The organism is Terrirubrum flagellatum (assembly GCF_022059845.1).
Classification (GTDB): Bacteria; Pseudomonadota; Alphaproteobacteria; order Rhizobiales; family Beijerinckiaceae; genus Terrirubrum; species Terrirubrum flagellatum.
Genome location: NZ_CP091851.1, coordinates 5,391,310 through 5,415,434, shown reverse-complemented (window position 1 = coordinate 5,415,434; position 24,125 = coordinate 5,391,310). Strand labels below are relative to the sequence as shown.

The window sequence follows — 24,125 nt, the reverse complement described above, 5'->3', positions numbered from 1 at the left end:
CTCAGGCGGCCTGCTTGAGATTTTCGAGCACGATCATGCCGGCGCCCGTCATCGAGGCCGGCACGTAATAATGGGTGTGCCTGACCTCGACATCGCGATCCATCGCGCCGCGCATCACAAGCCACATCATGAGTTCGGCGCCTTCGCTGCCGAACATCTCGACATATTGTTCGCGTGACATAGCTGCGAGCTTGTCGGGATCGATCGCGATATCGCGCAGGAACGCCTTGTCCGCCGGCGGATTGACGAAGCCGGCGCGCGCGCCCTGCAGTTGATGCGACAGGCCGCCGGTGCCGATCACGACGATCTTCTCATCCCCGGCATAGCTTTCGATCGCGCGCCGGAGCACGCGGCCCATCTCGTAGCAGCGGCTCGGCAACGGAATAGGATGCTGGATCACATTGACGAAGATCGGCACGACCTTCACCGGCCAGGCTTCCGGCCGACCGAAGAACAGCTCCATCGGCACCTGGATGCCGTGATCGACATCGATCTCCTGGCAGATCATCGGATCGAATCTGTTCTCGACCAGCGTGTCGACGAGATGCCAGGAGAAATCGACATCGCCGGCGAAATCCGGAACCGGCCGCCGCCCCCAGCCTTCATCGGCGGGCTTGTAAGTCTCGGCGCAGCCGACCGCGAAGGTCGGCACCTTGTCGAGAAAGAAGGAATTGCCGTGATCGTTGAAGACCACGATGGCGATGTCGGGCTTTTCAGCGCGCACCCAATCCTGTCCGGGAACGCAGCCGTCGAAAAACGGCTTCCAGTCAGCGGTTTCGCGTAATCCCTTGTCGATCGCGACAGCGATCGAGGGCACATGCGAGGCGCCCAGTCCTCCAATGAGCTTCGCCATTTATTTCCCCAGTCGCTCGCGAAGGAAGGTCTCGTGATCCATGCCCGCCTGATGCGCGCCGATCTCGGTGATGCGCACGGGATCAACCGCCGAGATCTTCAGGATGAAGAAGAGATTGCCGCCGAGCCTGACCATCTCGCGCCAGTCGCGCGACATCACGGCCTTCTTCTCTTCAGCATTCAGCCCGAAGCGATCGAGATAAGAGCTCTCATCGGCGCGGAAAGCCTCGCGATTCTCCGGCTGCGTCAGACCCATCGCCATCTTGTTGATGCGATAGCCGCGCAGCGAGCGCTTGCGCTCGAAGATCATCGTCTCCGGGATGCAATCCTGAGTGTCGTTCGCATTCATCATTTTCTCGCCCTGCGATGTCTGCGCCCTGTCAAATCCGAGCCAACGCATCAGTGCGCGCGAAACCTGATCAGGCTGCTCCACCGGCGCCATGTGGCCGCTGTCTTCGATCACCACGAACTCGGCGCCTGGGATCGCCGCCGCGATCTCTTCATGCTGCGCGAGCGGGCTCCAGCGATCCTGCCGCCCCACCATCACCAGCGTCGGACATGCGATGCGCTGCAAAAGCGGCCGCGCATCCGGTCGATCGAGCAGCGCGCGGATCTGGCGTTCGTGCTGCTCCGGCGATGCGCGCATCACCATGGCCTTCAGCGGCGCCATGAGCGCAGCGTCGCTCATGCGCGCCTCATGGACCATCGGCGGCAGCCAGCGATCGGCGAGCGCAGCCATGCCTTCGGCATGAGCGAGATCGACGAGGACCTGACGCGTCGTCTCCTCGCCGAAGCGGCGGGGATGGGCGCCCGTGTCCAGCAGCGCAAGCCGCTCGATCCGCTCGGGCGCTTGCTCCACCATCGCGAGCGCGACGCGCGCGCCCATGGAATGCCCGATGACGACAAGCGGACCGTCACGCAGCGCGAGAGCATGGCGCGCCATGTCGGGAATCGAGGACTGACGGGAGACGTCGGCGACCACGACCTCCGCGTGCGGCCGCAGCGCCGCGACCTGCGCCGTCCAGACGCTGGCGTCGCAGAGAAGGCCGGGGATGAGAATGATCCTCACGAGGCGCGTCCCAATCCTGAAACTCGCGCGAGAGATGCGGGAAAGGCCAAAAGTGAAGCAAATGGTTTATTTGGCGCCTTTCATGAATTAGTTGCATGATCAAGCGCGCCTTGCGCAGTCCAGAAGCCTATCCATCATGCGAATCGACTTTCTCGGCCTTCAGGCTTTCCTCGCCATCGCCCAACGCGGCAGCTTCCAGCAGGCCGCCGCTCACCTGAATCTGTCCCAGACCGCGCTCAGCCATCGCATCCGCAAGCTCGAGGATGATCTTGGCGTGCGGCTGCTTTCGCGCACGACGCGGGAAGTGTCGCTGACGCCGGCCGGTCTCGAATTGCTGCCCAAGGTCCGCGACATGATCGATGGACTTGGCGCCTCCCTGCTGGAGCTCCGTCAGGGCGGCAATGTGAGACAGCAGCGCATCGCGATCGGCTGCCTGCCGACCATCGCCGCCGGCCGGCTGCCCGCTGCGCTGCGCGCCTTCCGCAATGCTCATCCCGACGTGAATGTCAGGGTCTACGACAATTCCGCCACCGAGATCGCCGAGCATGTCGATACAGGCGCAATTGAATTCGGAATCACGCTGGTCGCGGCGCATCGTTGGGATTTCGATATCGAACTGTTGGCGCGCGAACCATTTGTGCTCGTCTGCCAGGATGACCATCCACTGGCCGCGCAGGCGTCGGTAAGCTGGACTGACATCGAGGACTCGCCGCTCGTGCGCGTCAGCCCGCATACCGGCAACCGCATGATGATTGACGATGCGCTGGGCAGCCGGCGCGAAAATCTCAACTGGGCCTATGAGGTGCAGCATATCGGAACTGCGGTCGCGTTCGTGAGAGCCGGCCTCGCGATGACCGTGGTGCCTGAGCTTGCGCTGGACTCGTTCAAGCTTGCGGGACTGAAAGCGATCGCCCTCCGCAATCCCGGCGTCGTTCGCCAGATCGGCATCGTCTCCAAACGCAGCTCGCCGCTGTCGCCGCTCGGCGACGAGCTTCGCCGCTTCGTCGTCCGCGCTTTCGCGACGCCGGCGAACGAGTTGGGTCTTGCTGCGAGCTGAAAAAGAAGCCTCAATCAGCTTTTTTAGGACGCGCGGATCAACATGCTTTCCGCGATCACGCGCGCGTCGCTGATGGAAATCCGTTCGCGAAGCGCAAATCTCGATTGACGACGTAGCGGAAATCTGAGAAAAGCCGCGCCCTAAATCTGACTGCCTTTAAGGCTGCGGAATTCGCCGAGGAACCGATGCGCGCTATCGCATCAAACGCCAGCTACGCGCTCTGCGCCATACGGTCGTTAGCTCGACCGTGCGTGTGCGCTCTTGCGCGTGTGAACGGCGTCTATCCCGGCGCGGCATTGCGCCTTGCAATGCCGAATAGTCGGCTGATTCCGAACAAATAACCGGCGGCGGGCTTATCGCTCTCCGCCTTGTGGCCGGAGAGCAGATAGCGCCGCTCAACCTCAAACAAAATCGATCTCGCAAGACGCGAAGCGCAATCTTTTGCGCGTTATTCGCGAATGGCGCGGTCACAGCTTTTCACCTGACAGCGCGTGGGGGAGTCTGGTCGTCCCTGCCTGACTTGGAATCAGGAGATCGCAGGTTCGAATCCTGCCGCGCTGACCAATTTGTATTGGAGTAAGTTCGATGACGGATTTCAAGATCTACGGCGAGCACGACGAGAAGACGCTGGCGCAGATGGATCGCTGCATGGCGGCGGGCAGCGCAGCCGGCGGCGTTCTGTGCGCTGACGGACATCTCGGTTACGCGCACCCGATTGGCGGGGTCGTCGGATATACCAATCACATCTCGATCAGCGGCGTCGGCTTCGACATCGCGTGCGGCAACATGGCTGTTCGTCTCGACACGCGCGCTGAAGATATTGCAGGTCGCGTCGATACGATCTTGCAAGACATTTCGAAGTCCGTGAGCTTCGGCATGGGTCGAAAAAATGCAGAGCGTGTCGATCACGCGCTCTTTGAAAGCGATCTGTGGAAGGCGGCCGACGTCGAAGAACGGAAGCCACTTGCGCGATCGTCGCTCGGCACGGTTGGCGGTGGAAACCACTATGTCGATCTCTTCGAGGACGAAGAAGGCTTTACCTGGATCGGAGTCCACTTCGGTTCACGCGGGCTCGGTCACAAGACCACGTCGAAGTATCTCGCCATGGCCGGCGCCAGGGATGGAATGGAAGTTCCGCCCGCGCTGGTCGAAGCCGAAAGCGATCTCGGTCGAGGTTATCTCGCCGGAATCGAACTCGGCGGTCTCTACGCTTATGCCGGTCGTGAGTGGGTGGTCGAGAAGGTGCGGAGCATCATTGGAGGCTCGGTCACTTTCTCGGTTCACAACCATCACAACTATTGCTGGCGGGAGAACCATGGCGGCGTCGATATGTGGGTCGTCCGCAAGGGCGCGACTCCAGCGTTCCCGGGGCAGTACGGGTTCGTCGGCGGCTCCATGGGCGACAATGCGGTGATCCTCCGCGGCGTCGACAACGAGGAGTCGCGGACTGCGCTCTATTCGACGATCCATGGGGCAGGCCGCGTGATGTCGCGCGCCGACGCCAAAGGTCGGTTCGTGAAGAACGAGGCGGGAAAGAAAATCCGGCAGCCAGGACGCGTGCGTCATGACGAATGGCGCGCATGGATCAGCGAGCGAGGCGTGCGTCTCATCGGCGGCGACGTCGACGAGGCTCCGCAAGCCTATCGGCGGTTGCCTGGCGTGCTCGCGGCGCACAGCGGAACGATCGAGATCGTTCACCAGTTGAGGCCGTTTGGCGTCGTCATGGCCGGCGCAAACGAAGTTGACCCTTGGAAGGATTGAAGGGTTAGAGCGGTCGGCCTCCGGGCCGGCCGCCGATTCCTGAATTTCCTGCATCAAACTTGCCAAACAAAGCATTTGCTGCATCGTCAGGCGGAAGCCAAAACGCTTTGCTCGCGTCAGGATCGGGAGACCCGCCATTCAGCCGCGCATACCCTGCATGGTGCTCCGGGGCGGAACGTCCAAGGGCGCTTACTTTCTCGCTCGCGATCTGCCGACCGATCCGGCGGCGCGTGATGCGCTCATTCTCTCGATCATGGGCTCACCCGACAGTCGCCAGATCGATGGCCTTGGCGGCGCCCATCCGCTGACCAGCAAGATCGCGATCGTCTCGCCATCGCAGGAGCCGGGAGGCGGCGTCGATTTCCTGTTCGGCCAGGTGCTGCTGAACGAGGCGCGCATCGACTACACGCCGAATTGCGGCAACATTCTCGCCGGCGTCGGTCCCTTCGCGATCGAGCGCGGCCTTGTCACTGCAAGCGGTCCGGTGACGCGCGTGCGCGTGAAGACGATCAACACCGGCACGATCGCCGAACTCGATATCGAGACGCCCGATGGACAGGTGCGTTATGGCGGCGAGGCGCGCATCGACGGCGTGCCGGGCGGCGCGGCGCCGATCTCAATCACCTTCATGGATGCGGAAGGCTCGGTCTGCGGCTCTCTGCTGCCGACCGGGCGCGCCGTCGATCGCGTCGCCGGCGTCGATGCAACCTTGATTGATAACGGCATGCCAGTCGTGATCCTCGCCGCGTCGTCGGTGGGGCGCACCGGCTACGAACCGCGCGATAGTCTCGACAAGGATGTGGAGCTGAAGGCGCGGCTCGAAGAGATCAGGCTCGAAGCAGGTCGTCTCATGGGGCTTGGCGACGTGTCGAAGAAAGTCGTGCCGAAGATGGCGCTCGTGGCGCCATCGTCAGCCGGCGGACATATCTGCACGCGCAGCTTCATCCCGCACGAATGCCACGCCTCGATCGGCGTCTTCGCCGCGGTCACAGTCGCGACCGCCTGCGTGCTGCCGGGCTCTCCCGCCGCCAAGGTCGCGCGCATCCCCGAAGGACGCGAAAAGCAGCTCTCGATCGAACATCCCACTGGCGAATTCAGCGTGCTGATCACCGTTGGCGGCGACACGGAGAATCCGGTGATTGAACGCGCCGGGCTGTTGCGAACGGCGCGGCTCCTGTTCGAGGGAACCGCCTTCGCGCGCGAGGATCTTGCGCTCAGCCAGAGCAGCCGCGCCGCGGCCTGAAACCTAATCAATCAGAGGACAGCATGACGTCAGCAAAAAGCGGTCTCGTCGTTGCGGCGCATCCCGGCGATTTCGTCTGGCGGGCGGGCGGCGCGATCGCGCTGCATGCGCGCAAGGGCTATCGCATGAAGATCGTCTGTCTCGCTTTCGGCGAGCGCGGCGAAAGCCAGTGGGCGTGGAAGAAGGAGGGCGTTTCGCTTGCAGAGGTGAAGGCGCAGCGTCGTGATGAGGCGGAGCGCGCTGCCGCCTCGCTTGGCGCCGAGATCGAATTCTTCGACGCCGGCGACTATCCCCTGCGCACGACGCCTGACATGCTCGATCGCCTTATCGACATTTATCGCGAACTTCAGCCCTCCTTCGTGCTGACGCATTCACTCGCCGATCCCTACAATGTCGACCATCCCGAGGCGACGCGTTTCGCGCAGGAGGCGCGGATCATCGCGCAGGCCGCCGGTCACAAGCCCGATCCGTCCCGCGCCTATGCGGCGGCGCCTGTCTTCCTGTTCGAGCCGCATCAGCCCGAGCAGTGCGACTACAAGCCGAACGTCATCATCAACATCGATGAGGTCTGGGAGACGAAGCGCAAGACGTTCGAGATTTTGGCCGCGCAGAAGCACCTCTGGGAATATTACACGCGCGTCGCGCTCAACCGCGGCATGCAGGGCGGCCGCAATTCGGGCAAGGCGATGATCTATGGCGAAGCCTATCAGCGCATCTTCCCGCAAATCGTCGAGGAGCTCGCATGAAGCCGGTCGTCGTCCGCAATCCGCCGCGCTCTGACGCAACAATCGTCAAACGCCTCGCCGAACTCGGCGTCGCAACCGCGCATGAGGCCGCAGGCCGGTCCGGCCTGATGAAGACCTATATGCGCCCGGCCTGGGCCGGCGCGCAGGTCGCCGGCAACGCCGTCACCGTGCTGGCGCAACCGGGCGACAACTGGATGCTCCATGTCGCCGTCGAACAGTGCAAGCCCGGCGACATTCTCGTGGTCGGCGTCACCGCCGACAACAGCGACGGCATGTTCGGTGATCTGCTGGCGACATCGCTGATGGCGCGCGGAGTCGTCGGCCTCGTGATCGACGCCGGCGTGCGCGACGTGAAGAGCCTCAGCGAGATGCGCTTTCCCGTATGGTCGCGCGCCATTTCGGCGAAGGGCACGGTGAAGGCGACGCCGGGAGCGGTGAACATTCCGGTCGTCTGCGCGGGCGCGCTGGTGAAGCCCGGCGATGTGGTCGTCGCCGATGATGACGGCGTGTTCGTCGCGCCGCGCAAGGAAGCCGCCGCGATCGCGTCTGCGGGAGAAGCGCGCGTCGCCAACGAGGCGGACAAACGCGCCCAACTCGCTTCCGGTGTGCTCGGGCTCGATCTCTACAAGATGCGCGAGCCGCTCGCCAAGGCCGGCCTCGTCTATGTCGACTATGAAGGCGAGGAGTGAGGCGCGTGGCGTGAGGAACACCGGCTCATGAGTCTCGCGATCGCGTTCATCGGATATGGCGAAGTCGGCCAGCTCTTCGCACGCGAGCTCGCAGCGAAGCCCGATTTGACGATAGCCGTCTACGACATCCTGTTCGAGGACGCGCGCAAGCGGGAATCGCTCGCTAATATCGCCCGAGCGTCGGGCGTCCGCGCTGGCGCGACATTGCAGGACGCCATTCGCGGCGCGGACATCGTGATATCGGCCGTCACAGCGGAGTCGGCCATATCAGCCGCGCGCGCCGCCACTGAATATCTCGCCCCTGATCAGATCTATATCGATCTCAACTCGGTGTCGCCGGCTACGAAGACGACGATCGCCGAGGCCGCGACCTCGCGCGGAGCGAACTTCGTCGAATTCGCCGTGATGGCGCCGGTTGCGGGAACAGGAATCGCGACACCCGTTCTCGCCGGCGGCGAACGCGCCGAAGAGATCGCGGCGCGGCTCAATCCGCTTGGCATGAAAATCAAGGTTGCGAGCCGCGAGATCGGCGTCGCGTCCGCCACGAAGCTGTGCCGCAGCATCGTCATCAAGGGCATGGAGGCCCTGATGGTCGATCTGTCGCTCGCAGGCGCGGCGACAGGCGTTCTTCCCGCCGTGCTCGCGAGCCTCTCGGCCTCCTATCCCGGAATGGACTGGGCGCAGCTCGTTGCAACAATGCCGTCGCGCGTGACGCGGCATGGCGTGCGCCGCGCCGCCGAGATGCGGGAGGCCGCGATGATGATGGAGGAGAACGGATTCAACGGCGCGCTGTTGACCGCCATCGCCGATCGCCACGCGCGCCACGCCGCCGAAGCGAAAGCCGCTGGCGCGCAACCGCAGACGAAGCCGGAAGCGCAGCCCGCCTCCTGAATTCCGCATCTTCTCCACGCGCGGCGAAAGCCAACCGCTATTTTGAACGAAGCCATCGGCTAATTCGCCGCAAGCACAGAGCTCGACGCCCAAAATGGACCCGACCGAAGTTCGTCACGATCTCGCTCACCTCGCTCATGTCGAACTGCTGACGCCGAAGCCGGAGGAAAGCCTGCGCTTCTTCGTCGACGTTCTCGGCCTGACCGAAAGCGGAAGAGAAGGCGACAGCGTCTATCTCCGCGGTTGGGACGATTATGAATTCCACACGCTGAAGCTGACCGCGTCGAAAGCGGCCGGCATGGGTCATGTCGCGTTCCGCGCCTGGAGCCCGCAGGCGCTGGCGCGCAGGGTCGCGGCGCTTGAAAAGTCAGGGCGCGGCGTCGGCTGGGTGGATGGCGATCTCGGCCATGGCGCGGCCTATCGAGCCCATGGTCCGGACGGCCATATCTTCGAACTCTATTACGACACGCGCTGGTATGAGGCGCCGCCCGAACTCAAGCCATCACTGAAAAATCAGGCGATGCGCTTTCCCGCGCGCGGCTGCAACGCGCGGCGTCTCGATCATCTCAATCTTCTCGTGGTCGATGTCGCAGAGACGCGGCGCTTTCTCGAGACCGACCTTGCGATGCGCGCGACCGAGCTGATCGTTCTCGACAACGGAACCGAAGCAGGCGCCTGGCTCACGACGACGAACAAGAGCTACGATATCGCCTTCACGCGTGATCACACCGGCATTCCCGCGCGGTTCCATCACGTCACCTACGCCGTCGACAGCCGTGAAGAGATTCTGCGCGCCGCCGACGTCTTCCTCGAAAATGGCGTGTTCATCGAGACCGGCCCGCACAAGCACGCGGTGCAGCAGACCTTCTTCATTTATGTCTGGGAGCCCGGCGGCAATCGCGTCGAACTCGCCAATGCAGGCGCAAGGCTGATGCTCGCGCCGGACTGGAAGCCGATTATCTGGACCGAAAGCGAGCGCAAGAAAGGGCAGGCCTGGGGTCTGAAGACGGTCGAATCCTTCCACACGCGGGGCACGCCGCTGCTCCCCGGCGAGGAGTAGGAACGGCTCGCGCCGCCCGGCGCGGATTCCCTTGCAAGTCGATTTTCCGGACCCGCGAAGTCAGCGCAAACGCGAAGCCCGCGCCTGTTGACGGCGCCATCGCGCGCTTGACTCTCGTCCTATAACGAGAACATAAGAAGAACATCATCAAGCAGCGAGCGGCGGGTCAGGCGCATCCGAAGCGCCGGGCGCGGCGTCGCTTTCGGCCGGAGAATGACCATGGCCAGCGCCACCTATTTCGTCGTGATCCCTTTCGAGTCGGATAGCGATGGGCAGCTCACTCCCGGCGATCCGATCGAGGCGCGAACGCCCTCGGGCGCGATTTTTCGAGCGAAAGCCGTCGCGCTCTCGGCTGGCGGGGCGATCGCGTTCAGCCGCACCGGCGATCCCGCGCTGGGCGAATATGAGGATGCGGTGATCCTCGCCCGCGAGGGCGCCATCCCTGACGATCTGGCCGCCTATGTCAGCGCAGGCGCCTGAACCGCCGGCCGAGCGACTGTGCGACATCGCGCATGCGACGCCGGTTCTGCGCGTCGCCTGCGCAACATGCTTGCGCAGCGATGATCATGGCGTGCGCGAATTGATGCGCTTCTATGGCTATGACGCCGTGATCAGCGACGTCGTCGCCGCGCTCCGGCTCGAATGCGGCCACGGCGCTGAAACGACACGGTCATGGCGGGTTTGCTCAGCCGCGCAGCCTTCATCTTCGCGCCTCGACGAAGAGACGGCGATCGATGAAGCTCTGGCGGAATTCAATGGCGACGCGCGCGCAACGATCGCCGCCCTCCTCCATGATATCGATGCGCTCGCCGCGGACGCGCGCGCGGCCATGTCGCCGGGCTATCGTCGCGGCGGCGATTTCATCGCCTGGCGACGGCGCGTGGGAACAACCAAATGACGGCGCGCGACAGGAACGCGCTGAGCGAAGCGGCGATCGCAGCCGGCTGGCCCTATCAGGTAGAGGTCCCCGCGCGGCGAAATCAAACTTTGGCTGAATGGAGCGCGCTCCTGATTGCGATGATGGGCGTTGTGAACGAGGCGGGCGGCAAGATCAGATCGCGCGGCAAGAATCGCGGCACGATCATTTTCTGCTTCTCGCGCGATGCCGATGCTTGGGAGTTTCAGAAACTCTTCGGAGGCGACGCATTCACGGTCGTCGCAAGCTTTCGCCGGGATGAACTCGGACGCGCGACGAACGAGATCGCCGCCTATCGGGAAGTGCGGAAAGAAGCTGGATGACGAGAGCGATCAAGAGCGCGCGACAGGCGGGCGCGTCATTGGCCGACGATGCGCTGGAGAAGTTGGAGTCCACGGCGTCGCTGGCGCTCCCTAGGGAACGCTGGAAATACGCAAAAATCATAGACTTGCCCTCAATTTTGGGGCGTTCACCCACCTTTGAAGAGAAAGTGGAATTTTTCGAGCTCCCCAAACCGCCAGACCCCGGCGGCGGAAATGAAAGCGCCGCCCCGGTCGGCGAAACCGGGAGCGGCGCGGGCATTCTTCAAAGGGACTTGGGCGAGCTGATCGATACACCAGTCACCGCCCTTAGCGCAACAAAAATTTATGCGTGTGGGTCCGGTCATGACGAAACATGATCGTTCTCCTACTCCCATACTCGCTGTCTCGACATCAATTTCAGCCGCTCCGATTCATCGTGTCGATTTCCGCGGTGCGGCTCGACGGCGGCAGATTGCGCAGAGCAGAATCGCGGAGTTAAAGCGCCTCGCTGCGTACTTCGACGCGACCGGCCAGTTCTGGAACGAGGAGCTTTGGGTCTGGGCGTTTGCTCAGACCCGCGCATCAGCATCGTCCGGCAATGTCGTTCGCGTGGTGACCGGCGAGCACAATTCGATGGTCCATCGCTGGCGGTTCCGCGGCGACGAAGACCTGGCCGAGGCGGTCCAACGTGACACGATCGACGTCGGCCATGAATGCGATCTGGAGTTCGTTGAACGCATCTGCGCCAACATTGCGATGGAAAACGAGCGCCGGCAGTCTTGCGGCCTCGTCGCCGGCGATGCGCTCGCCAAGCTCTTCAGCGTGACTGCGGCCGAGCGCGAGGCTCTCCAGCTCCGATCGTTCGGAGCGGTCGACCGGCCTAAAGCCGACCGGCTGGCCGACGCGAGGCAGGTGAAGCGAGCAGCGGATCGTGAGCGCCTCCAGGAAAAGCGGCTACAGGAGCACCCCAACAGGCGGCCGCGCAAAGTCTATGAGGAACACTCCGCAGAACAGTTGAAACCGTGGATCATCGAAGGGATCAGCCGCCGGACCTGGTATCGTCGACGCGCGGCGAGCACGTCGGAAAATTTGGCACAGGTAGGTCGCGACGGAGTCCCGAAGGGACAGAATATCGACGCGACTCACCTGTGCCAGCATCGCGCGACGGCGGTCGGGGACGTGGCCCCTCCGCCGCAACGATCGTCTCGGAGCGGTGAAGAGCGCAAGCCTATCAGGGCTGAGCAGCGGCGCCGGCGTACAATCTCGCAAATCGAAGCTCACGGTCCCGCTCCTCGATCGAGCGCGGGAGCTGAGGCGACCGCGCGCCTCGATATTGAGCTCAAGTCTGGAAGATCGCGTCGCCGCAAGAATCTCACAGCGGGAGTATCTTCCGATACGCGCCAGTTGTGCGCGGAGGCGGTCGTATGACGGGCGATCGACCTCCGCGACAGCGTGTTCCCCTCGGTATTCTGCAAGAGCGCGTCAGCGACGACGGCCGCAGATGGTTCTCTGTCCACTTCGGCGTGCTGCGCCTTATCGCGTTCGCAAACGAACCTTTCGTGCCTGATCCCAATAGACCGACTGTCGTCGGGGAGTTCGAATGCTTCCTTGAGGAAAATCCATTCTTGGCTGCTCAGGCGGCCAAGCGTCGCCAACGCCGTCGAGAACGATTGATCGCCTCGCGACCTATCAGGCCGCCGGCGCCGTTTGTCGAAGAACGCCGCGACTTTTCGAGGTCGGCTGCGCCGGATCAGGTGGAACCGGCTGACGCGCAGCCCGCCCATGCATCGAAGGTCACGACACGGCGACCGTCGGCGAAGTCGAGGCAGGAGGCCGCGGCGCGCGAAGTTCTCGAGCGGCTCGGGATCGCGCCCGACCAGGAGTTGGACGATCGCCGCCCGATCGACCTCACCGGGGGGTAGGGGGTTTTTCCTAATGGGCGCGAGGGGCCTCAACCGCCCGGTGCTCATCCGCACAAATTTTTTTCGCGGTCGAAATTTTCGACAGGATGCACACTTTGACCGAAAAACCGCGTCTCGAAACTTCCCACTGGCTCCGTGTCACCTCGGAGAAATTGCCTGCGGAAGATGGCGAGCGGCTGCGCGAGCTCGCCCTTGAGATCGCGCTGCGTCCAGCTCCGCGCCTTGAATGGCCGATGTCCGCTGCTGAGCGCGGCGAGCGCGACAAGGCGATCAGGGAGGCGCGTGGATTGTTCGCCGCCATGACGCCGTCGGGCGCCGCGAAAGCGCTGGCGAGCGAGTGGGAGCGATACGCTTCAACCGCGTGGCTTCAGGAAATCGACTCGGCGCCGTCCGGCAGCACGAAGCGCCAAGCCCTGCATCGGCTATGTCGACTCAACCGTGGTCGCGCGCTCTCCTGGCGTGCGATCCTGGACATCTTCGAGCGTCCCTAAAAATAGTTTGCAGTCGGTCTGGAAACTGCAAACCCGATGGCCGCACTCTCCGCGCAGAACGGAGTCGGCCGTGCCTTTAGACCCTGCAACTCGAAAAGCTTTTCTGACGAAGTACGGAAATGTCAGGGGGCCCGGCTACATCGGCGGGAAAGGCGCGCTGATCGTGCCCTCGAACAACGATTTTTCGGTCATCCCGAGAAATATCGTTGCGCTGACCGCCGGCAACGTCACCTTCCTCCCCGTCGACCAAGACGATGCCTCGCCGCTCACGATCTATCTCGACGCCGGTCGGACGATGCCGTTTTTCGTGCGTCGCATCACCGCCGCCTCAGGGACGCTTGCGACCGTCGAAGATCTCGATCTCTGAGGGCCCGCTATGTCTGTCGACCCTAACGCGCGCAAAGCGCTGATCCTGCGAGACGCTGGTTTCAGCACCGGCGGCGCCTACGCCTACAGCGGCGCCATTCTGACTCCCGCCAACGCCGATTTCTCCGAAATCCCGCGCCAGATCATGGCGCTCGCAGAGGGCGATGTGACCTTTCTTCCCATCGGAAATGACGACGCGTCGCCACTCACGATGCATCTCTACGCTGGCTGGAGCGTCCCCTACTTCTGCCGCCGCGTTTCGAGCGCGACGGCGACGTTGTGCATCCTGAAAGACGCGAGCCGCTGAATGGGCCTGATTTCATCACTTCTCGGCCGCCGCCCACCGAAGGACCCGACCGCCGCCGCGCGCGAAACCGAAGCGGCTTTGGCGAAACTCGCCCAGGAGCGCCAAGCCGTGTCGGCGGCGGTGACGGCCGCAAATGCGCGCCGGCGCGAGCTGCTCCTCGTCGATGATTCCGACGACGAAATTGCGAAGATCGATGCTGAAGCGGATCGTCATCGGCTGACACTTGAGCGCCTGGACGAGCTCGAACCTCGCCTCCTCGCCAGGCTGCATGAAGCACAGACCGACGCGCGCCGTCGCTTGTGGGTTTCTCTGCGCGAGCAGCACGACGCCGCTGCACTCGACTTCGCCGCGGCGTTCAAGGCCGCGATCGAGAAACGCGACGCCATGATCGCCGTAGCAGCAGAAGCTCATTCCGCCAGCTTCGACCGTGAAGCGGCCGCGCGATTCCCGCAGCTGCCTCTCATACTGACTACCGACGCGCTCCAACTTTTTGAGAACGCTCTCGATCGCGCTCGGGATGGCGACCATGTCGTTGTGAAGCCCTCGCCGCCGCCGGCTCCGCCAAAGCCGAGGATGGCGGAGAAACCTGCGCCCGCCGCTCCGCCGGAGAAGCCGAAAAAGCGTCAGCGGCCGCCGCTGCCGGAAAAGCCGCCAGCCGGATTCATTCGGGTGACCTGTCTCAAATCAGGCTACGAGGCACCCGACGGCGAGCAGCTCGCGGTCGGCGATGAAATCGATCTCCCCGAGTTCATCGCCCGCCGCGCCGCCGAAAACAGCGCCGTCAAATTTGTCGAGGTGCTGGCATGATCGAGCGCAAATTTCTGCCATCCGCGGTCGTCGCGGCCCAAGGACTCGGCGATCGTCAGATCAAGGTGATCGCAAGCACGGCGACGCCTGATCGTGTTGGCGACATCATGAAAGCTGAAGGCGCCGATCTCGCGAACTTTCGGCGCAATCCCATCGTGCTTGCCAACCATGACCCGACGAAGCCGATCGGCACAGCATCATGCGAAGTCAAGGATGGGCGCGTCGAAGCGCTGATCACCTTCGCCCCAGCGGGGATCAGCGAGAAGGCCGACGAATACTGCGGTCTCACGAAATCCGGAGTTCTGCAGAGCGTTTCGGTCGGGTTCCGTCCGATCGACGCGGCGCCGAGAAAAGGCGGCGGCCTGACATTCAACAAGTGGGAGCTGGTCGAACTATCCGTCGTGTCAATCCCCGCGAATCCCGAAGCCCTCGTCGTTGGACGATCGTTGAATGATGCAAGGGCCAGGCGGCGAGCGGTCGACGTGCTCGCGCTCGCTTCAGCGCCACATCAGGTCGACGCCAAGCGCGAGAAGCGGCTGCGCGCTGTTGAGGTCCTGAAGCTCGCAGGTGCGCCATGAACGCCGCAGAAGCTGAACAGATCGGCGCCCGCGACGGAGAGACGCTTGCCAGCGTTTTCATTCCCTCGATTGATCGAGCTCATGGCCGTGTTCCGAGCGACGAGTTCGAGGCTGTCGTGAAGGTCCTTATGAGCGACCTTCGCCGCTCATGCCATGAGCTCGCCGTCGCCGGCGCCACGCAAGTCGCACTCGACGTCTACATCGACGCGGCCGTGAAGACGCTCGAGAACAAGCTTCTCGGCGCCGTCGCGAAGTTCATCCCTGCGGAGACGAAGCACTAAACGCCGTCGAAGGAGTTTTGCGTGACTATTTGGACCAACAAGCTCGCGTACATCCTTCGCGATTATCAGATCGACGGCAATCCTGCCTCGCTCCTGAACAATCCCGACAAGCCGGAGCTGCGGCAGTGGAGCATCGAGACTGAAACCGTCATTGAGGCCATCATTGCGGGCGGCGACGCGGCGGTTTTCCAGACGAAGACGCTGCTCGACGCGAACCTGAACTACTCCGCGAACAAGATGGCGTGGGTCGTCGCCGACACGACGCTCGGCAACAACGGCGTGTATATGAAGGTCGGCGCCAGCGGCACGGGCAGCTGGGTTCGGATCAGCGATCTTCCGTTCTCGGTCATCCCGCTGATCAATGGCGGCGCCGGCACAGCGAACGCGATCGTCGTCACGTCGGCCTTGCCCGTCAGCGCAAGCGACGGCAGCCAGATTCTGTTTCTTCCGGTGCTCGTCTCAAACACGAGCGCGACCGTCACGGTTGTGATCAACGGCGGGACGCCGCTCAGCGTAAAGACGTCGGCCGGCAACAATCCAGTGGTCGGAGGGCTCGTCGCAGGCGGTCTCTATGCCGGCGTCCGGCAGGGTTCGATCTTCCGGCTTCTTTCAGATCAAGCGACGGCATCGGTGCAGGCGGCCGTTGAAGCGATCTTCGATGATTTCCAGGCCTTCTATCTCGGCCGCTTTGCCTCTGACCCGGCGACCGATCCGAACGGAAACCCGCTGCAGGAAGGGGCTATCTACTTCAACACGACGACGCACACGCCCCGCTATTATGACGGCTCGGCGTGGCAGACATTCCCTTATGCGACGGTTGCGGATGGCGCGATCACATTCACTAAGCTTGCGCCGACGGTGCTCAAGAAGATGCGTGAGCGCCGCTCGCTGGCGGACTTCAATGCGCCGATGGACGGCGTCACGGACGACTTCGCCGCTACTCAGGCCGCCATCAATGCGATCAACGCGGCCGGAGGCGGCGTCTTGGTCTTCCCGGGTGGATATACGACCCGATACAAGAAGCCTGCTGGAACCTTCGCGGCGCTGGACTGGAAGGACAACGTCTTCATCGAGATCGAAGGCGGCCACACCGTTCTCCATGAGTCCGTCTTCGGTGGTTTCAACTCTGGCTGGTTGACGAAGATTGGAGGAGCGAACGTAGGCATCAAGGGCGAAGGCCTGATCCAGGCCGCGCCGCCGGTCACGCTTAATGGCAACTTGACATCAGGCTCGAATGTGGTGTCCGGACTGGCGAGCACGTCGGCCCTCTCGGTCAATATGCCCGTGCATCACGCAAACATTCCGACCGGCGCATCGATCGCAACCATCGCGGCTAACAGCGTCACGCTTCAGCTGGGATCGGGAACTCCGGCCAATGCGACTGCGTCGCCTTCAGGAGCGCCAATCGATTTCTGTTTCACGGGCGGGCCTTTCATCACCGTCCACGGAACGGACGGTTTCGAAATGGGTGGCGGCCTCGTGCTCGGCGACATCTACGGCGCCTTGATTGGCTTCTGCCACCGCGCGCTGCTGTCTCCGAAGAATTTCGAGGTGAAGGGCGTCCGTTGCGGGTACTTCCGCAGGGCGGCGGCCGGCGCCGGCCTCAGCTTTTACGCCGAAGACGGGCTGCATTTTCTGGCGCCAGCCTATCGAGGCGTCATTGACGGCGTCTTCGGCATCTCCGGCGACGATCTCGTAATTCTCTCCATCGAGAATTTCGGACAGCCAAATTGGGATAGCGAGACTGCTGAAATCAACATCAGCAATATCATCGGGGAAAGCCTATGGGCTCAGGGCTTCCGGCTTCACCGCGCCGCGGCTTCAACCACTGGCGCTATTCGCCGCATCACTGGATCCAACATCAACGTGACCGGAAACTCTCTTGGCGGGAACGCGGGGTCATCGGCTGTCAAGATCGAAGACCTCACCGGCGGGCAGGGCATCAACTCGGTCAAGCTGAGCGACGTAATCGGCGTCTCGAACAACGCGGGCGAACACGGGATTGATATCGTCAGCGCGACGGACGTGACGCTGACCGGTCCTGAATCGATCTCCGCGGCGAAGGTCCAAATCCGCATCAAGGACAGCGCGCGCGTCACGATCGTTGATCCGAAGATCGCGACACCGAATCGGACTGCTTCAATGCCTGGGATTCAGGCCGACAATTCCAACGAGACGAAAGTCATCGGCGGCAACGTCGGCGGCCAGCTCGGCCATGGCGTTGATTTTCTCAATTCGTCAGGCGGCCAGATCATCGGCGTCAATTCCAAGTCGAACGGCGGCGATGGCATCGCATTTCGCGGGTCATCCGCCAACAACCAGGTCATAGGCGGAGACGCCCGCAGCAACAGCGGCGACGCCGTTAAGGAATACGACACTGCGAATCACAACTACGTCTCAGGGCTCGAGGTTGGAACCGCTGCGATCACAATGATCGGCGGCTCTTCAATCGCGACCAAAAACCCAGGTCGCGATCCCAAGAGCGCGGATGGACTGACGCCGAGTGGATCGCCATGGGCCTACACTGCCGGCGCAGATTGGGAAAACATCTTCGTCGGCGGCGGCACTGTTTCAGACATCAAAGTTGACGGCCGAACGGTTGCTGGCTCGACTAATCTGATGGCGCGCCTTGCGCCACATCAGCAACTGGTCGTTACCTACAGCTCTCCACCCTCGGTTAGCCGAAGCTACGGCTGATTTGGTCGATGACCGCCAGCAACGAGGAACATTTCCATGTCAGAGAACCGATGGACCGATCCGCATTTCGTCATGAACGCCGGAAGCTCTTTATTCACGTATAACTTGTGCCGGCTTCTTGTCCGAAAGGGCCTGATCTCTCGCGAAGAAGCTGCGGGAGTGATGGTCGAGACCGCCAATGACTTGCGACAGGCCACCGAGGACGGGCCAGGAGTTGGGGTCGGAGAAGCCGCGGCAAAAAGCTTTGAAACTTTTGCGGGCTGGATGCTCGGAAAGAAATCTACGCCGGACGGACCTTAATCGAGAGAGCGAGGATGCAGCCGGCATGGGTTTATTTCGGCGCCGCGCGATTGCGCATCTCTGGCAATAGCCTCTCCGGATCTTCTCCGGGTGACAACAAGAGCTCATCGATCAGCGCACGATCGACGGCATCAATCTGATCTTGGATCAGCTTTACGGACACCGCATCGGCCGAGGTCGCGGCTTTGCGGCGCTTTAGCACAGGCTCCGTTCTCAACGTGTAGAGAGGCTTCATCGGGTCCGGCGGATCAATCTTTTCAACGATTGGATGCCTCGGAGCTGGCGAGCGGCGAATCTGATCAAGCGCGACAACGCAATCGTGAAAAGCGGGCGTTCCTGGAACGTGCCGCACCATGCAATCGAGGATCAAAGGACCTGTCTGAGCCGAAGCGCCGCCGGCGACGAGCGCGAGCACGAGAATTGCGGCCGTCCGTATAGCCGATATCCTCAACATCAGGATTTTGACGAGCACCGACCGAGTCGCCGGCCAAGCATTGAACGAAGGCGGGAGACCGCCGGCTCCACTTGCGGCGTCGGTTCCGCGTCGATGAGCTTCGCCGATTCCAGTGGCTGAGCGTGCTTCCAGCGGCGAGCGTCGTCGAGCGCCTTCCAAATATCTGTCGTGGCTGATGCGGCGAACCAGCGACCGTCGATCAGAGCGATGCGACGCGTTACGACCTTTTGGCCGGTTGCCAGGATCGCGCCTGCAACCGCGCCGATGACCATGCCCGCGGGACCGGTCAGGCCGCCGGCCAATGCGCCGGCCGCAACACCTCCGAAGACTCCGCCGGCGGCGCCCAGCGCGGCGCGATCGCCGACTGTGACCCGCCGACTGCGCTCCAGCTCGAGCACACGATCAATCGCGCCGTATGGGATCATCTCGTCGATGCGCTCACCATGGCCGCGGACCTGAATGCCCATCCCTACAAGTGCCGCGCGCCCCGGTTTGAAGTCACCGGCGATAATTTTGAGATAGCCCATGCCTCAGCTCCCGCACACAGCGGGACGGAGTGCCTTGCTCCTGTCGAGCCTTGCACGCCGCCAGCCGACCGCCCATCTTTCGCGGGCATGATCCACATCCCCGCACCGCTCGTCTCCGTCGCCGCCTTTGCGGCCGCCTATGCTGCGCTGATCGTGATTTTGGTGCTGCGATGACTGATCCTCTGGATCGCACTGGCGCTGGCCCAGGACCGCCGGCGTCGACACTTCCATCCGTCAGTCTCCCAATAGCTGCAGCTTTCGCCCTAGCGGTGAGAGAGCACACCAATTTGCAAGCGAAATGGATATCCGTGCTTGCGCGCCTTTTCGCCGAACATGACGCCATCGGCTTGATCCGACATCAATCCGATTACCGGGTCGATCTTCTGCTTAGGTCGCTCGAGCGCGAATTTGTGGAGCGCCGCTCTCGTGGCGATACGAGCGGCGGCGTAGCAGACGATCTTCAATTTCTGCTCACACGCTATTGGCTGCTGAGCACCTATGAAGCGATGAGGATAGTCCGCGACTCCAAACATGCGAAGTCCAACTCGAAGCTTCTGGCGTTGTGCTATGACTTCGAGGCGGTACGAGTGCCAATTGCAAAGCTCGAAATTGCGAACGACAGCAAGCTGAAGCCGGGGTTGCAATTCACTCGGATGCCGGCAAGGGAAGATGATCAGCCCGAACCTTACAAGCCTGGGGACTATTATCCGCCGACTATCATAAGCTCGGAAACCGGTTCAGTTGGATGGGTCATCATCGAGCCGAAAAAGCTCGCCCAAAGGCAAATTTTTCGGCGTGATCTTTCTGATCGTATGCTTTCCATCTTCGACTAAGTCGAACTATCCCGAGCTTTCTAATGCCGATCCCCGCTCCGTCACCCGCCGTGCTGTCGTTTCTCACGGCGTCGAACTGCATCGCCGTGTTCCTCGCCCGTGCCGATGACGAGATTGAGATAGGCGTCGCGACGGATCCCTGGTCAGAAGGCCCGGTGCTGGTCCTGGCGTGGGCCTACGGACGCGATAAGGCCGAGACGGTCGCCGAGCGCCTCAAGCGCGAAATCGCGATCCTGGACAATCCTGACGCATTCCTGGGGGCCTTCGAGCGCCTCGCCATTACGGCCGGCGCCCGCCTTCACCGCGTCGTCATCGCCGCGGCCGAGGCGCAGACCGGGGAGAACGACTGGGCCCGAAACGCGAGCGGCAGAAATCCGCTGAACCGCGAATACAAGCGCCTGCGCATGTCGGGCGGGACGACGCTCTCCTACAATGAGTTCGTGAAGGAGCGGATGGCGCAGGCCGTGTGATCGACGAATGCCAGCAATGGGCAAACAAGGCGGAAGCGCTCGCGAGCTACGCGAAGCAGGCTGATGACGACACGCTCCGGAAACAAGCCGATCGCATCCAGGCGCGCGCAGTGCGGCGCTGCGGTGAATTGCTCAAGCAGTATGACGGGGGGGGGGCCGCCCAAAAGAAAATGATGGGGGTGTCCCCACTATTTCTCAGAGGCAGGCCGCGAAAGATGCTGGGATGTCGAAAGACCAGCAAACGACCGCCGTCCGAGTAGCAAACGTTCCAGCGAGAATTCGAGAGACTTATTTCGGTTCAATTCAAACAATCTTCAATCAAGCGCACGTTGAATCAGCTTTTTCGTCAGCGTCTCAATAGATGCCAGCGGCATTTCGTAGCCGTCGAAGCATGCGAACAGTGGCGCCACAGCTTGTGCCACGAAGGGCGCGACTGCCTCCTGCGCTGTCGACAACGGAACACGCACGCACGATTCGGCTTGCGGCGTGTGGCTTTTTCCCGAGCCGCCCCAAAATAACCTGGGGTTGGCCCAACTGCTGAGGCTTCGCCCCCCTAGATTGTACCACCGGAATGCAAAGGTTGCGGTGTCTTCTTCACGCCAGCCCGAGGCTTTGGCGATAATGAGTCCGACAGCTAAGATTTCAACCACTCGATATATCATCAAAGATGGATCGAGCGACTTGCCCGGTACGGCTTTTTCAGAAAGATCATCTTGCAAAACCCTGCGCAAAATAAACAATCCCGTAGGGTCGAACCTTAAAAATTCGAAGTGTTGCGACCAGCCGCCATCCAAAGACGAGATAAACTCTTCCCAACCATTCTCAATAACATAGGCCCTGTGTGCTTCTTCGGAGAAGAATCTGCTATCGAGCCAAGCAGGCCAACCAGTGTAGTTCGGGTTGCTTGACCCGATTCTGTTCAAGAACTCCTTCGATACTATCGCATTTTCTTTGCGAGGCTCGAGCGCCAACGTCGTCAGGATTGCCAGAGACTTCTCGACTTTCTGGAACGTATTTTCTGTATCACGCCTGCCCAATGCATCTTTAAAGCGCCTCTCCCCCTCTTCGAGTAGTGGCTTTGGATCACAGAAAAGTTCTTTCGGTCGATTGATCGTGACGCCAGGCAGAAACGACGTCGTCACTGCCTCATCCGCGTTGGGCGGAGTGCTAGCCAAATTGATGCCACCTAAAATCGTGCGTAGACGAGCCAGATCAACGCCGCCCAACTGGCGGCGAAAAAAGCCACCAATATCAGCTTCTCGATTCTCGAAGCATATATTGATTAAATCGCGGAAATCGCTGGGTTTGATTATGCCGCTGCTGGGAGTGCCGTTTGATTTAAGAGATCGAAAATAAAGGTCCCCTTCACGGAGATACTGTTTTCCATCCTTTCCCCTCAGTTCACTTTTAACAACAACTGGCGCGTCCACCCCTGTCGGAACGACAACCACAGGATGCTCTTGGGCCGCACTTGTCCGGAGCGCGACTTGAACCTCAAATGGCTCGTTCGCGTAACGCGAAACTAAGCCCTGAATCTTGTCGACGTGGTACATCGCAGACACAGGTTCGGCGAAGTTATATGGGTCCGCCTTCAAAGTTTTGTCGTCGAACCCGATAAGGACAAATCCGCCGTTCCGATTTCGGATAGCAAATATTGCTCTTATCAGCTTTTCCTTCCCGTGCTCGATCGATAGGTCGAGCCAATTCTTTATTTCCACTTGCAAGCTTTCAGCGGGGTGGCTCAAAAGCGCGCGGATGTGATCCTCGTCTATCGGCATGGATTTTTCCCTTTACCGATGATGAACTAACTTAACATCGCCTAGACCGCGCCGGCGATGATCAGAACGATCGGGTTACTTAGATTGGCTTCACGATCGGCGGGATTTCGCAACTGAGCTTTCTCGATGTGTCGACGATCAGCAGCTTTCCATTCTCTTCGATCAGAGTTCCGACGGTGCCATCCGGCACTCCGGCTTGCTCAGCTTTTGCATTGATCTCGACCGATAGTTCCGTGAGCAGCTCGCGCACGTCGATAACGGCCAACGCGACCTTGAAGCTTTTTTGGCCCTTTTTCTTGCTCAAGTTCACTCCGCCGCCGGCCGGAAAATTGATTGCACCTCCGGGTGTCATGGTTAGCGCATTTATTCCGGCGTCGCGGAGCTTCTGGACTTGCTCATCGGTGTAGGTGTGCCGCAGACCGATGATCTCCATGCTACTACCAGTCGCCGTGATCGTTTGGTTCAGCTCCGGAAATTCACTTGCAATGATCTCGAGCAATTCCTGCTTCGACCATCCGCCATGATCGAAGATGCCAAGGCAGTACAACGTGTCGTTCGTCACGACGGCGTAGACCAGCGGGCCGGTCCGCGAGACATATCCCGCGAACGTCGGATGCCGACCCGTGCCTAGATGGAAGTGTTGAAGATTCCAGGCATTCAGCATTCCATCGTCGTACTGATCCTTCTCCAGCCCAGTGCTCTGATACGGGCGCAAATCTCCGCCTGACTCGCTCGTCCGCAGGAGCGCGTCAAACCCGGCCTGATGTTCTGGAGGGCAGACAAGCTTCGTGGATATTTTAGTTGCGCGAGGGAGGACCTCAATTTGTCGATTCAAGACATTGAGGTAACGCGTGATCGTCTCTTCGTCGGTCTCGGTACGGGCAGGATAGCCCTTTGCGAGCAGGCGATTGCGCAGGATGTCGGCGAAGTCCTTTTCGAGATTCAGTTGCAGACCCATGTGGCCTCCCAGCACGTGCAATCACAGCCCGGCTCGCGACCAATATCAAACCTGATCGCCGCCGGAATCATCTCGGTCTCGCGGCCTTGCTCGGCGCGATCAACTTCCTGGCGCGCGCGATCTTCTCATCGTGCGGAGCGTCCACCTTGGCGAGGTGCTCCTTCACCGCGCCGATCGCGAGCTCCTTCGCGCGCGCGGCGGCGGCAGTCGCTTTGCTTTGAGCGCTGTAGGTTCCGGCCTGGAGTTGAGGCCATGCCTCCGCATAAGGGATCAGATGTTCGTGTTTCGATTTCCAGTGCGCGTCGATCCCGTCCCATCCAGAGCCTTGAAACCTGTGCCCGCATTCGGGGCAGACCTTCGACGCGCTTGCTTTCTTTCCGGCGAGGGGGGTGCGCGTCTCCTCCGTCATCGCCGCCGGCGGCGCTTTGGATGCAGCTTGGAAGGCTGCTGCTGCGGTGGTCGCCTCGAGACCGAGATCGACCAACTTCCCGATGGCCTCCGGCCGGGAGGGCTTGGGCTCAGTCTGCCGCAGGATGTACTCGTCGACCGCTTTCATCGTTTCGACCGGCACGCGGGCTGCGACAGTTTCCGGCCGCGACCGCCCCGGAGGACGGCCACGAGATTTTTTCGTTACAGAAAAATCTTGCGATGCCATGATTTTCGTGTAACGATTAATTCGGGCCGAGGCAAGGTTGCAGCCTCGCTCCGGCCCTGACCACGAAAGTTCCTGGAGACCCTTCATGGCTGCGGACGCTCTATCACGGGGCGCG

Annotated in this window: 30 protein-coding genes and 1 tRNA gene; 23 read left to right on the top strand and 8 right to left on the bottom strand. The window is 61.7% G+C overall.

Features of this window, described 5'->3' with window-relative positions:
* Position 1: 1 nt before the first annotated feature.
* Positions 2-853 (bottom strand): class III extradiol dioxygenase family protein, encoded by an 852-nt coding sequence (locus tag L8F45_RS26430; RefSeq protein WP_342360807.1) that lies wholly within the window; start codon positions 851-853, stop codon positions 2-4.
* Positions 854-1,921, bottom strand: coding sequence for an alpha/beta fold hydrolase (locus L8F45_RS26425; protein WP_342360806.1), 1,068 nt, complete (start codon positions 1,919-1,921; stop codon positions 854-856).
* Positions 1,922-2,057: 136 nt separating this feature from the next.
* Between L8F45_RS26425 and L8F45_RS26420 the strand changes: the two genes are divergently transcribed.
* The 19 genes from L8F45_RS26420 (at position 2,058) to L8F45_RS26330 (ending at position 15,338) form a co-directional block, all read left to right on the top strand.
* Positions 2,058-2,978, top strand: a complete 921-nt coding sequence (locus L8F45_RS26420; protein WP_342360805.1) for a LysR family transcriptional regulator — start codon at positions 2,058-2,060, stop codon at positions 2,976-2,978.
* A gap of 485 nt (positions 2,979-3,463) precedes the next feature.
* Positions 3,464-3,542, top strand: a tRNA-Pro gene (locus L8F45_RS26415).
* A 21-nt stretch (positions 3,543-3,563) separates the two neighbouring features.
* The gene (locus L8F45_RS26410) at positions 3,564-4,739 is read left to right on the top strand and encodes an RtcB family protein (protein ID WP_342360804.1); all 1,176 of its coding nucleotides are present in this window, start codon (positions 3,564-3,566) and stop codon (positions 4,737-4,739) included.
* A gap of 157 nt (positions 4,740-4,896) precedes the next feature.
* Positions 4,897-5,982 (top strand): 4-oxalomesaconate tautomerase, encoded by a 1,086-nt coding sequence (locus L8F45_RS26405; protein WP_342360803.1) that lies wholly within the window; start codon positions 4,897-4,899, stop codon positions 5,980-5,982.
* Between the two features lie 23 nt (positions 5,983-6,005).
* Positions 6,006-6,728: a PIG-L deacetylase family protein gene (locus L8F45_RS26400; RefSeq protein ID WP_342360802.1), complete on the top strand. Its 723-nt coding sequence runs from the start codon at positions 6,006-6,008 to the stop codon at positions 6,726-6,728.
* Entirely contained in the window at positions 6,725-7,417 is a 693-nt protein-coding gene (locus L8F45_RS26395) for a 4-carboxy-4-hydroxy-2-oxoadipate aldolase/oxaloacetate decarboxylase (RefSeq protein ID WP_342360801.1), read from the top strand. Before L8F45_RS26400 ends, L8F45_RS26395 begins: the two co-directional genes overlap by 4 nt.
* Before the next feature lie 27 nt (positions 7,418-7,444).
* Positions 7,445-8,308, top strand: a complete 864-nt coding sequence (locus L8F45_RS26390) for an NAD(P)-dependent oxidoreductase (RefSeq protein ID WP_342360800.1) — start codon at positions 7,445-7,447, stop codon at positions 8,306-8,308.
* Between the two features lie 94 nt (positions 8,309-8,402).
* Positions 8,403-9,368 carry a catechol 2,3-dioxygenase gene (locus L8F45_RS26385; protein WP_342360799.1) on the top strand — a complete coding sequence of 322 codons (966 nt, stop codon included), beginning with the start codon at positions 8,403-8,405 and terminating at the stop codon, positions 9,366-9,368.
* 219 nt (positions 9,369-9,587) lie between these two features.
* Entirely contained in the window at positions 9,588-9,848 is a 261-nt protein-coding gene (locus L8F45_RS26380; protein WP_342360798.1) for a hypothetical protein, read from the top strand.
* On the top strand, positions 9,829-10,266 hold the full coding sequence (locus L8F45_RS26375) for a hypothetical protein (protein WP_342360797.1): 438 nt from the start codon (positions 9,829-9,831) through the stop codon (positions 10,264-10,266). The genes L8F45_RS26380 and L8F45_RS26375 overlap by 20 nt, the downstream gene beginning before the upstream one ends.
* A complete protein-coding gene (locus L8F45_RS26370) occupies positions 10,263-10,607 on the top strand; it encodes a hypothetical protein (RefSeq protein WP_342360796.1) in 345 nt (114 codons plus the stop codon). Before L8F45_RS26375 ends, L8F45_RS26370 begins: the two co-directional genes overlap by 4 nt.
* Positions 10,604-10,963, top strand: a complete 360-nt coding sequence (locus L8F45_RS26365; protein WP_342360795.1) for a hypothetical protein — start codon at positions 10,604-10,606, stop codon at positions 10,961-10,963. The genes L8F45_RS26370 and L8F45_RS26365 overlap by 4 nt, the downstream gene beginning before the upstream one ends.
* A complete protein-coding gene (locus tag L8F45_RS26360; RefSeq protein WP_342360794.1) occupies positions 10,950-12,014 on the top strand; it encodes a hypothetical protein in 1,065 nt (354 codons plus the stop codon). Before L8F45_RS26365 ends, L8F45_RS26360 begins: the two co-directional genes overlap by 14 nt.
* 589 nt (positions 12,015-12,603) lie before the next feature.
* Entirely contained in the window at positions 12,604-12,999 is a 396-nt protein-coding gene (locus L8F45_RS26355) for a hypothetical protein (protein WP_342360793.1), read from the top strand.
* 70 nt (positions 13,000-13,069) lie between these two features.
* Complete coding sequence (locus tag L8F45_RS26350; protein WP_342360792.1) at positions 13,070-13,366, top strand: hypothetical protein; 297 nt, start codon at positions 13,070-13,072, stop codon at positions 13,364-13,366.
* A gap of 9 nt (positions 13,367-13,375) precedes the next feature.
* Positions 13,376-13,672, top strand: coding sequence for a hypothetical protein (locus L8F45_RS26345; RefSeq protein ID WP_342360791.1), 297 nt, complete (start codon positions 13,376-13,378; stop codon positions 13,670-13,672).
* A 108-nt stretch (positions 13,673-13,780) separates the two neighbouring features.
* On the top strand, positions 13,781-14,479 hold the full coding sequence (locus L8F45_RS26340; protein WP_342360790.1) for a hypothetical protein: 699 nt from the start codon (positions 13,781-13,783) through the stop codon (positions 14,477-14,479).
* Positions 14,476-15,057: an HK97 family phage prohead protease gene (locus tag L8F45_RS26335; RefSeq protein WP_342360789.1), complete on the top strand. Its 582-nt coding sequence runs from the start codon at positions 14,476-14,478 to the stop codon at positions 15,055-15,057. Before L8F45_RS26340 ends, L8F45_RS26335 begins: the two co-directional genes overlap by 4 nt.
* Positions 15,054-15,338 carry a hypothetical protein gene (locus tag L8F45_RS26330; RefSeq protein ID WP_342360788.1) on the top strand — a complete coding sequence of 95 codons (285 nt, stop codon included), beginning with the start codon at positions 15,054-15,056 and terminating at the stop codon, positions 15,336-15,338. Before L8F45_RS26335 ends, L8F45_RS26330 begins: the two co-directional genes overlap by 4 nt.
* A gap of 221 nt (positions 15,339-15,559) precedes the next feature.
* On the opposite strand, the gene L8F45_RS26325 is transcribed toward L8F45_RS26330, so the two are convergent.
* Positions 15,560-15,871 (bottom strand): hypothetical protein, encoded by a 312-nt coding sequence (locus tag L8F45_RS26325; RefSeq protein WP_342360787.1) that lies wholly within the window; start codon positions 15,869-15,871, stop codon positions 15,560-15,562.
* Between the two features lie 97 nt (positions 15,872-15,968).
* Here L8F45_RS26325 and L8F45_RS26320 point away from each other — a divergent pair, with 97 nt between their 5' ends.
* Both L8F45_RS26320 and L8F45_RS26315 read left to right on the top strand, forming a co-directional pair.
* Positions 15,969-18,035: a right-handed parallel beta-helix repeat-containing protein gene (locus L8F45_RS26320; protein ID WP_342360786.1), complete on the top strand. Its 2,067-nt coding sequence runs from the start codon at positions 15,969-15,971 to the stop codon at positions 18,033-18,035.
* Positions 18,036-18,071: 36 nt separating this feature from the next.
* Positions 18,072-18,335 carry a hypothetical protein gene (locus tag L8F45_RS26315; RefSeq protein WP_342360785.1) on the top strand — a complete coding sequence of 88 codons (264 nt, stop codon included), beginning with the start codon at positions 18,072-18,074 and terminating at the stop codon, positions 18,333-18,335.
* A 31-nt stretch (positions 18,336-18,366) separates the two neighbouring features.
* Here L8F45_RS26315 and L8F45_RS26310 read toward each other — a convergent pair whose 3' ends face one another.
* Together L8F45_RS26310 and L8F45_RS26305 are read right to left on the bottom strand one after the other, a co-directional pair.
* Positions 18,367-18,807, bottom strand: coding sequence for a hypothetical protein (locus L8F45_RS26310; protein ID WP_342360784.1), 441 nt, complete (start codon positions 18,805-18,807; stop codon positions 18,367-18,369).
* Complete coding sequence (locus L8F45_RS26305) at positions 18,789-19,316, bottom strand: hypothetical protein (protein ID WP_342360783.1); 528 nt, start codon at positions 19,314-19,316, stop codon at positions 18,789-18,791. The genes L8F45_RS26310 and L8F45_RS26305 overlap by 19 nt, the downstream gene beginning before the upstream one ends.
* A 308-nt stretch (positions 19,317-19,624) precedes the next feature.
* Here L8F45_RS26305 and L8F45_RS26300 point away from each other — a divergent pair, with 308 nt between their 5' ends.
* A complete protein-coding gene (locus L8F45_RS26300) occupies positions 19,625-20,149 on the top strand; it encodes a hypothetical protein (RefSeq protein WP_342360782.1) in 525 nt (174 codons plus the stop codon).
* Positions 20,150-20,172: 23 nt separating this feature from the next.
* The gene (locus L8F45_RS26295; protein WP_342360781.1) at positions 20,173-20,619 is read left to right on the top strand and encodes a hypothetical protein; all 447 of its coding nucleotides are present in this window, start codon (positions 20,173-20,175) and stop codon (positions 20,617-20,619) included.
* Positions 20,620-20,933: 314 nt separating this feature from the next.
* On the opposite strand, the gene L8F45_RS26290 is transcribed toward L8F45_RS26295, so the two are convergent.
* From L8F45_RS26290 to L8F45_RS26280, 3 genes are all read right to left on the bottom strand, one after another.
* Positions 20,934-22,397: a hypothetical protein gene (locus L8F45_RS26290; protein ID WP_342360780.1), complete on the bottom strand. Its 1,464-nt coding sequence runs from the start codon at positions 22,395-22,397 to the stop codon at positions 20,934-20,936.
* Between the two features lie 79 nt (positions 22,398-22,476).
* Positions 22,477-23,355: a hypothetical protein gene (locus L8F45_RS26285; RefSeq protein WP_342360779.1), complete on the bottom strand. Its 879-nt coding sequence runs from the start codon at positions 23,353-23,355 to the stop codon at positions 22,477-22,479.
* A gap of 67 nt (positions 23,356-23,422) precedes the next feature.
* A complete protein-coding gene (locus L8F45_RS26280; protein WP_342360778.1) occupies positions 23,423-24,097 on the bottom strand; it encodes a hypothetical protein in 675 nt (224 codons plus the stop codon).
* Positions 24,098-24,125: the final 28 nt, after the last annotated feature.